Below are 6,095 nucleotides of genomic sequence, written 5' to 3'. Positions count from 1 at the left end.
GTCATCCGCGCCAATCGCCGCTTAAGCTCCAAGAAAAACGAAGCACTACACTAGTGGTCAAACGGCTAAAGCGAAGCCTGCTCACGGTTCCGATATCCAGCCGCTTGTGTGCGATTGATCACCGGGCGATCCATTCCGTACCGTCTCGTCAGGCTGCTTTTTCAACAGCCTGCTATACCTTCTCCGCCGCCCGAAGTTGCAGCTTGAAGCCGAGATCCTTGAGGTGCTCGCGTTCCTGGTCCAGGTCGGCGACGGTCAGCGGGTGCTGTTCGAGCCATTCCCGGCTGAGCTTGAGTTCCAATGTGCGCTCGTCGGCGCGCGCGCTGAGTGGAGGCAGGCGGTCCCCGCTGCGTGCACGGTGCAAAAGCACGGCCACACGCAGCAGGGCGGTCACCCGCACCGCAGTGCGGCGTGAACGCTCCGGCAACGCGGCCAGGGCCTCCTGGTCCGGTTTGCGTCGATGGCAACGCAGGATGGTGGCGAGGAAATCCTGTTCCTGGCGCGTAAACCCGGCCAGATCGGAGTTTCGAACCAGATAGGCGCCATGCACATGATGCTGACTGTGGGCGATGGCCAGGCCGATCTCGTGAATGCGCGCTGCCCAGCGCAGCCAATCGAGTGCGTCGCCGTCGAGCTGCCAGGGTTCGGCGATCTGGTCGAACAGCAGGCGCGACGTCGCCTCGACGCGTTGTGCGTGGACGCGGTCCGCGTCATAGCGCCGCACCAGCCCTTCGATACTGGCGGTGCGCGGATCGCGCTGTTCGGCGCGGCCGATGAGGTCGTAGAGCAGGCCTTCGCGCATTGCCGTCTCGCACACCTGCATGCGCTCGAGTCCGAGTGCGGCGAATGCCGCCTCGAGGATGGCAATGCCGCCGACGATCACGCTCTGGCGTTCTTCGGAAAGTCCGAGCAGGCGCAACTTGTCGATGCTGCCGGCAGCCAGCAACCCGTCGCGCAGGCGGTCCAGACTGGCGTGCGTAATTCCTGCGTCGCTCCAGCCGTTGGCCTGGACGATGTTGCCGATCGCACGGATCGTGCCCGACGAGCCGATGGTTTCGCCCCAGCCGCGTGCGCGGTAATCGGCGGCGAACTGCTGCAGCTCCACGCCGATTTCTGTCTGTGCCTGGCGCCAGCGTTTGGCGGTGAGCTTGCCGTCCTCGAAAAAGCGCAGGGTACTGGCAACGCAGCCCATCTGCAGGCTTTCCGTCTCGAGGGCTTCCATGCCGATGCCGATGATGAATTCGGTACTGCCGCCGCCGATGTCGATGCACAGCCGCCGCTCGCGCGATTCCGGCAGGCTGTGAGCCACGCCAAGGTAGATCAGGCGTGCCTCTTCGCGGCCGGACACGATTTCGATGGGGTGCCCGAGCGCGGTTTCCGCCGGCAGCAGGAACGCATGCGGCGCGCTCATGCGCCGTACGGTGTTGGTGGCCACCGCGCGCACGCGGCCCGGCGGCAGCGCCCGCAAACGTTGGCCAAAGCGGGCGAGGCAGGCGAGGGCGCGGTCGCGACGCTGGCTGTCCAGGCTGCCATCCTGCCGTAGCCCCGCAGCCATGCGCACGCTGTCGCGCAGCCGGTCGATCACACGCAGTTCGCCGTGCTGATACCGCGCGACGACCATGTGATAGCTGTTGGACCCCAGATCGACGGCCGCAAGCAGCTCGCCGTCCTGGATAGGCTTTTGGCCGTTGGGCACGCGGACCTCAGGGGAAGGTGGGCGGACGGATTCTGCCACGGCCGCCCCGTGCCGAGGTGGCCGGCCGCATGCTACATGCAAAGGCGCGCGACGAGGGTTAGCTGTGCCGAATGCGGCATCTCGTCGCCGGGCTCGACGCGCACGTAGTTGCCGTCGGGCTGCAGCATCCAGGACTGGGTGTTGTCGGCGAGGAAATTCGCCAGGGCCTCGTCGTAGACGCGTTGGGCCAGCGCTGCGTCGATGATCGGAAAGCAGGTTTCGATACGCCGCAGCAGATTGCGTTCCATCCAGTCGGCGCTGGCGCAGTAGATCTCCGCCGCGCCGTCGTTGCCGAACCAGTAGACGCGGCTGTGCTCGAGGAAGCGGCCGATCACCGAGCGCACCCGGATGTTGTCGGAAACACCGGTGATGCCCGGACGCAGCGCGCAGGCGCCGCGCACGATCAGATCGATCTGAACGCCGGCGATCGAGGCCGCGTAGAGCTGCTGAATCACGCCGGCCTCGTTGAGCGCGTTCATCTTGGCGATGATGCGTGCCGGCCGGCCGGCCTGGGCGTGGCCGATCTCGCGCTCGATCTTCTCGAGCAGTCCCTTGTGCAGCGTGAACGGTGATTGCAGCAGGCGCTTGAGCTTGATCGCCGTGCCCAGTCCGGACAGCTGCTGGAACATCTTGTGCACGTCTTCGCCGATGTCCGCGTCGGACGTCATCAGCCCGAAGTCGGTGTACACCTTCGAGGTCATCTGGTGATAGTTGCCGGTGGAAAGGTGCACGTAGCGGCGAAGTCTGCCCTGTTCGCGTCGCACGATCAGCAGCATCTTCGCGTGCGTCTTGTAGCCGACCACGCCGTAGACCACCTGCACGCCGGCTTCCTGCAGACGGTTGGCCAGACGGATGTTGGCTTCCTCGTCGAAGCGCGCGCGTAGCTCGACCACGACGGTGACGTCCTTGCCGTTGCGCGCCGCATCGATCAGGTGATTGACCAGCGGCGAGTGATCGCCGACGCGGTACAGGGTCTGCTTGATCGCGAGCACGTCCGGATCCTGGCTGGACTGGCGCACAAGCTCCATTACGGCGCCGAACGACTCGAACGGGTGATGCAGCAGCACGTCCTGTTCGCGAATCACGTCCAGCACGTTCTGTCCTGCGGCCAGCGCCGATGCTACACGCGGCGTGAACTTCGGAAATTTGAGGTCCGGGCGCTCGACCTGATCGTAGATCGCATTGATGCGGTTGATGTTGACCGGCCCGGCACAGCGGTATACATCCTGCTCGGTCAGCTCGAAATTGGCCATCAGCATTTCGGTGATCGCCTTGGGGCAGGCTTCGGCGATCTCCAGGCGCACCGGATGCGCGTAGCCACGGCCGATGAGTTCGTCGGACAGCGCGGTCGCGAGGTTTTCCACTTCGTCCTCGTCGACGACGAGTTCGCTGTTGCGCGTGACGCGGAACTGATACGAACCTTCCACGCGCATGCCCGGGAACATCTCGTCGATGAACTGCTGCAGCAAACCGGCCAGGAACACGAAGTCGTAAGGGCCCTCGGACACTTCGGCAGGCAGGCGGATGATGCGCGGCAGCGAGCGCGGCGCACGCACCAGCGCCATGTGGCCCTCGCGGCCGAACGCATCCGTGCCCTTGAGCACGACGGCCAGGTTGAGGCTCTTGTTGAGAATCCGCGGGAACGGGTGCGCCGGATCCAGTCCCAGCGGTGACAGCACCGGCATGACCTCGTTCTGGAAATAGCCCTGCAGCCAGCGTTTCTGCTTGACCGTCCACTTGTCGCGCGTGACGAAGCGTATGCCCTCTTCGCCGAGCGACGGCAGCAGCACGTCGTTCCAGAAGTCGTACTGGGCGCGTACCAGTTCCAGCGCGCGCGCGCGGATTCTGGTCAGGGCTTCGAGCGGCGACAGCCCGTCGGGCCCGGGCATCGGTGTGTTCAGCGCGATCTGCTGCTTGAGCACGGCGACGCGGACCTCGAAAAACTCGTCGAGATTGCTGTTTGAAATGCACAGGTAGCGCAGCCGTTCCATCAGCGGCACGCGCGGATCCTGCGCCTGTGCCAGTACCCGGAAATTGAATTCGAGCTGGGCGAGTTCGCGATTGAGGTACAGCGAGGGATCGGCCAGGTCGCGGCTCATGGCGCCATTGAGCAAGGTCATTGCAGTTGCCCCAGTTCCAGCGACACGTCGGCCGCCGGCAATGCGACGAACCCGTGGCGGACGGCGGTGTCCTGCGCGGCGCTGCTCAACGCGAAGCGCAGGAACGCGGCGGTCACCGGGTCCGGCCGACCGTCGTCGGCGCGATTGAAATACAGATACAGCGAACGCGTCAGAGGATAGCGCCCCGAGATGACGTTTGCGGCATCCGGCAGGCTGGCTGCTTCATCGGCGCGCCGCAGCGGCACGAGGCGGACGAGGCCGTTCACGTGGCCCAGTCCGGCATAACCGATGGCATTGGGCTGCCGCGCGACGGCGGCGACGATCGCTCCGGCGCCTGGAAACTGCACCACGTCGGCGCGATAGCGGCCACTGCACAACGCGGATTCCTGGAAAAACTCAAAGGTGCCCGACGCGGTATTGCGGCCCAGGCGCAGCAGCGGCTGCGCGGCGAGCACCGGCATGGCGACGCCCAGGTCGCTCCAGCGCTCCGCGATTGGCGCAGCCGTGCAGGCCGGCCCCGCGGCCCAGATCCGAGCGACATCGCTGAGCCGCAGTGCGGGCAGCGCATTGTCCGGGTGGACGAAAATCGCGACTGCGTCGAACGCGATGCGGATGCGTCCCGGATCGCGCCCGCGGCGGATGCGGTAGTCGGCGGACTCGGTTGCGTTCATCGCCCGGCTCATCGGGCCGAGGTCGGCCGCTCCGCTGGCCAGCGCGGCCGGTGCGGTGGCTGAGCCCGGCGTGCGGATCTGAAAACGAACCTCGGGCTGTTCCGCGGAATAGTCGTGTGCCCAGGCCAGCATGAGTTCGCCCAGCGTATCGGAGCCCACGCTGGTCAGGGTGCGGCCGGCGGCGGCGCCCGTCAGCGGGACGGCCAGCACGGCCGTCAGCAGTAGCGAACCGGCACGACTCACCCGGCGTCCTCGCTGGCCGTCGCCAGGCTGATGCGCTCGGCGCCGAACACGCAGGAGAACGTGCTGCCGACGCCGACCTCGCTATCGATCGCAAGACGCGCCTGGTGCAGCTGCAGCACATGCTTGACGATCGACAATCCCAGGCCAGTGCCGCCGGTGTCCCGCGAACGGCTGCTGCTGACCCGGTAGAAGCGTTCGGTGATACGCGGAAGATGGCTCGGCGCGATGCCCTGGCCGGTGTCGCTGACAGCAAAGACGGCCTGTCCTTCCCGCAACTCCCAGGAGATCTCGATGCGACCGCCAGCCGGCGTGTAGCGCACTGCGTTGCTGACCAGATTGGAAAACGCACTGTGCAGTTCTTTGGGCGATCCGTTGAGGTTGGCATCGGTGCGCAGCACGAGATTGATCGTGTGCCGTCCCATGCTCAGCGCGTCGGCTTCGCGCTTGAGCGTGTGCAACACGCTCTGCATGGGAATGCGCTCTTCGGGCAGGCTGTCCTGAGCTTCGAGGCGCGACAGCGTCAACAGGTCCTCGACGATCTGGGTCATGCGTCGCGACTGTGTGCGAAGTTCCATCAGGATCGGTTCGAGTTCGGGTGACTGGTCCGGCTCGATCAGGTCGAGATAGCCGTGCACGACCGTCAGCGGCGTGCGCAATTCATGCGAGACATTGGCGACGAAGTCTCGCCGCACCTGTTCCAGCTGCATCAGCTTGGACATGTCGCGCGCTACGAGCAGGCGCTGGCTTCGCCCGTACGGGATGATGCGCAGGCCCAGGCGCAGGGCGTCGTCGGCCGGTGCCGGTACGTCCATGAGCGGTTCGCTCCACTCGCCGCCTTCGAGCCAGCGCGTCACGCGCGGCGAGCGCACCAGATTGGAAAAATGCCCGCCGAGGTCCTGCGGATAGCTCAATCCGAGCAGGCGCGTGGCGGCGGCGTTGAACCAGAGGATGGCGCCGCTCTCGTCGAGCACGACGGTGGCGTCGGGCAGAGCCGCCGCAGTGGTGCGAAACGCGCGCAGCAACTGCACCAGACGGCGCCGGCGCGAGAGTTCGCGACGCTGGCGCAGCACCGGAATCCGGTACAGGGCGCCCCAGATGCCGCTGTCGTCGATGCCGACGCGGCGTGAGCCGCTCTGCAGCCATAGGCCATACCCGTACACGCGCCAGAGCAGCTGGACGAGCAGGCCTGTCGTCGCCGCGAGCAGCCACCAGGCCAGTCCGCCGGCCAGCAGCCCCAGGGCCAGTGCGGCCGCCAGCACGCCCGCCATTCGCCACAGGCTGACCGGCAGCGCACGCTCGATGCGTCCGTTCATGCGGTCCGGCTGC

4 protein-coding genes are annotated in these 6,095 nt (G+C 66.3%); all 4 read right to left on the bottom strand.

Annotation, left to right across the window (positions count from 1 at the left end; translation table 11 throughout):
• Positions 1-172: 172 nt before the first annotated feature.
• The gene (locus RUU78_RS05285; RefSeq protein ID WP_313914386.1) at positions 173-1,696 is read right to left on the bottom strand and encodes a Ppx/GppA phosphatase family protein; all 1,524 of its coding nucleotides are present in this window, start codon (positions 1,694-1,696) and stop codon (positions 173-175) included.
• A gap of 71 nt (positions 1,697-1,767) precedes the next feature.
• Positions 1,768-3,855, bottom strand: coding sequence for a polyphosphate kinase 1 (gene ppk1 / locus RUU78_RS05280; RefSeq protein ID WP_313914384.1), 2,088 nt, complete (start codon positions 3,853-3,855; stop codon positions 1,768-1,770).
• The gene (locus RUU78_RS05275; RefSeq protein ID WP_313914382.1) at positions 3,852-4,769 is read right to left on the bottom strand and encodes a PstS family phosphate ABC transporter substrate-binding protein; all 918 of its coding nucleotides are present in this window, start codon (positions 4,767-4,769) and stop codon (positions 3,852-3,854) included. The genes ppk1 and RUU78_RS05275 overlap by 4 nt, the downstream gene beginning before the upstream one ends.
• The gene (gene phoR / locus RUU78_RS05270) at positions 4,766-6,082 is read right to left on the bottom strand and encodes a phosphate regulon sensor histidine kinase PhoR (protein ID WP_313914380.1); all 1,317 of its coding nucleotides are present in this window, start codon (positions 6,080-6,082) and stop codon (positions 4,766-4,768) included. Before phoR ends, RUU78_RS05275 begins: the two co-directional genes overlap by 4 nt.
• Positions 6,083-6,095 lie beyond the last annotated feature (13 nt).

The sequence above is a fragment of the Tahibacter sp. genome, from assembly GCF_032229445.1.
Taxonomy (GTDB): Bacteria; Pseudomonadota; Gammaproteobacteria; order Xanthomonadales; family Rhodanobacteraceae; genus Tahibacter.
The sequence above is the reverse complement of the archived record's forward strand: the minus strand, read 5'-3'. Positions and strand labels throughout refer to the sequence as shown.

Excerpts from the sequence above, each read along its gene's own strand:
- phoR (WP_313914380.1), bottom strand. The coding sequence starts at position 6,082 with ATGAACGGACGCATCGAGCGTGCGCTGCCGGTCAGCCTGTGGCGAATG.
- ppk1 (WP_313914384.1), bottom strand. The coding sequence starts at position 3,855 with ATGACCTTGCTCAATGGCGCCATGAGCCGCGACCTGGCCGATCCCTCG.